The organism is Tabrizicola sp. (assembly GCF_031377265.1).
Classification (GTDB): domain Bacteria; phylum Pseudomonadota; class Alphaproteobacteria; order Rhodobacterales; family Rhodobacteraceae; genus JAUYQR01.
The window spans coordinates 1-2671 of sequence record NZ_JANMET010000249.1; the positions used below are offsets into that span (position 1 = coordinate 1).

The window sequence follows — 2671 nt, forward strand, 5'->3', positions numbered from 1 at the left end:
TGCAGGTTCGCAAGCGCGGCGGGCGCAAGACGGCCTTGGGAACGCGGCGTCCGATGGTCGTGCCACAGGCCCCATTCCGCCCTTGGGAATATCCCACCGTCCGGATTTGCCATGAAAATGACCCTGGAAATGCGGGCCGCCCAGGCCCAGAAATCAACCCAAGGACTCTCACCAACCCCGGAGGGAAGGCGGGGCTCGGGGCAGCCTCCTTTCGCGACGACGATATCGTGATCGCCACTTATGCCAAATCCGGCACCACCTGGATGCAGCAGATCATCGGCCAGCTGGTCTTTGACGGGGCCGAGGGCATCCCGACCGCCGTTCTCAGCCCCTTGGTCGACCTGCGGATCCCGCCGCGACAAGTCAAGCTGCCGGAGATCGAGGCCCAGACCCACTGGCGGTTTCTGAAAACCCACCTGCCGGTCGATGCCTTGGTCTTTTCGCCGCAAGCGAAGTACATCTATGTCGGCCGCGACCCGCGTGACGTGGTGTGGAGCTTGTTCAATCATCGCTCGTCTGCCAACCAGCTTTGGTATGGTGCGCTGAACGGGACTCTCGATCGCGTCGGGCCTGAAATCGGACGGCCACCGGCAGACCCGGTGACCTGTTTCCGTGACTGGCTTGCCAATGACGGTGCGCCGTTCTGATCGTTCTGGGAAAACGCGCGCAGCTGGTGGGTGATCCGGGATATGCCGAACGTCAATTTCGTGCACTTCTCGGATCTGAAGGCGGACATGCCAGGTGAAATCCGCAAGATAGCGGGCTTCCTTGGCATCGAGCCCAGCAGCTGGCAAGCCGTTCTGGACCACTGCACCTTTGATTACATGAACGCCCATGCGCAGGACTGCGTCCTCTTGGGCGGTGCCTTCTGGGAAGGTGGGGCGCAGACGTTCCTGTACAAAGGGACCAACGGGCGCTGGCAGGGCGTGCTGCCCGAGACAGACAATACCGCCTTTATGGAGCGGATGCTTGCCGAACTGGGGGCCGATTGCGCGACCTGGATGCGCGACGGCGGCAAGATCTGACGGAGCACCGTCACGCGAAAGTAGCCAGGTGCGGGTCCGTCATGACAGGCCCGCTCCAGCTTGCCGCTTTAGCAGGTCCGGGACGCATTTCTGTAGCGCAAGGATCGCGATTGGCCCATTCTAGGTTCTGCCCCTGCCTCATGGCACCGGCGTAAGAATTGTGACGTGCAGTTGGCTTGCCGTCGCGTTGGCTGAGGTAACGCGACCCCGATCAACCCTCTTTGGTGGATGCCGCTCGGTTTGCAAGGAATTTCGGAACTTCTCTGCGCATGTGATCGAGTGCGATCTTTGGTCAGGCCTGTTCTTGCGGCTGACTGGCGCCGCTGGCCGGGATGGTGATGCGCGGATCGGGGCCAAATCTCTGAAGGCGGGCTCGAGGCCCGGAGAAGGTTTCTGGTTTGCCCAACCCGGATCATGGCGATCATTTGCCCATGCAGTTCATGTCTTCCTCACAACTCTGCCGCCCCGATGTCCGACGACGCCCGTTCAGGCGCCGACACCCACCCGGTCGCGATAGTCCTCATTGCGCGTCAGCATCGCCCAGATGCCGCGCGCCATCTTGTTGGCCAGTGCGAAGGCCGCCACCATCGGCGGTTTGCGTTCCAGCAGGCGTGCGAGCCAGGGATTGCCGGGAGCGCCCCTGCGCAGGGCCCAACGGATCACCGACATCGCACCGGTGACGAGCAGTCGTCGAATATCCCGCTGTCCCATCTTCGATGTTTTCCCAAGCCTCTGCTTGCCGCCCGAGGAATGCTGTCTCGGCACCAAGCCCAGCCAAGCGGCAAAGTCGCGACCACGCCGGAACTGGTCCATCGGTGGCGCGAAGGTCTCGATCGCCAGCGCACCGATCGGTCCGACGCCGGGCATCGTCTGCAGCTGCCGCGGCATGGCCGCCTGCCTGGACAGGGCGGCGAACTTCGCCGTCAGAGCGGTAAGGCGGAGGGTCAGAAGTTCGACCAATGTCAAAACCATGCGGCAGATATCGCGCGCCAGGTCGGGCAGGCCCGAGCCCGGATCCTCGATGACCTGAGCCAACTGCGGGAGGTAACCGATCCCTTCCGGGGCAATGTGGCCAAACTCGTAGAGATGCCCCCGCAAGGCGTTGATCGCCTCGGTCCGCTGCTTCAGCAGCTGCTCGCGCGCACGAAACACCACCGCCCGAGCCTGTTGTTCCGCGGTCTTGGGTTCCACAAACCGCATGGTCGGCCGCGACGCCGCCTCGGCAATCGCCTCCGCATCGGCCGCGTCGTTCTTCTGGCGCTTCAGGAACGGCTTGACGTAGTGCGGCGCAATCAGCCGGATTCGGTGCCCGTGGGCGGTCAATTCACGCGCCCAGTGATGCGCGCTGGGACACGCCTCCATCGCCACCTCGCACGCGGGATGGTCAGCCATGAACCGCCCAAACTGCAGCCGCGACAACTTCTTGCGGAACACGACCGATCCGTCTGCTGCGGCCCCGTGCAACTGAAACACGTTCTTTGCCAGATCGACGCCGATGATGCTAACTTCTCCCATGTATGCCCTCTCCTTCAGTTTGTGCTTCGACACCACGAATTTGGCACATCGCGATGCCGTCAGGGGAGAGCGGCATCCACCCCATCTCTGGGGCGTAACATATTGACTATAAAAATCAGCCTTCTCTGAGC

At 62.7% G+C, this 2671-nt stretch carries 1 protein-coding gene and 1 pseudogene; one reads left to right on the top strand and one right to left on the bottom strand.

The window, feature by feature from the left end:
- Positions 1 to 263 precede the first annotated feature (263 nt).
- Positions 264 to 1025 (top strand): annotated as a pseudogene (locus RMO18_RS14455) (sulfotransferase domain-containing protein).
- A gap of 486 nt (positions 1026 to 1511) precedes the next feature.
- Here the strand turns inward: RMO18_RS14455 and RMO18_RS14460 are convergent.
- Positions 1512 to 2540 (bottom strand): IS110 family transposase, encoded by a 1029-nt coding sequence (locus tag RMO18_RS14460; RefSeq protein WP_309666824.1) that lies wholly within the window; start codon positions 2538 to 2540, stop codon positions 1512 to 1514.
- Positions 2541 to 2671 lie beyond the last annotated feature (131 nt).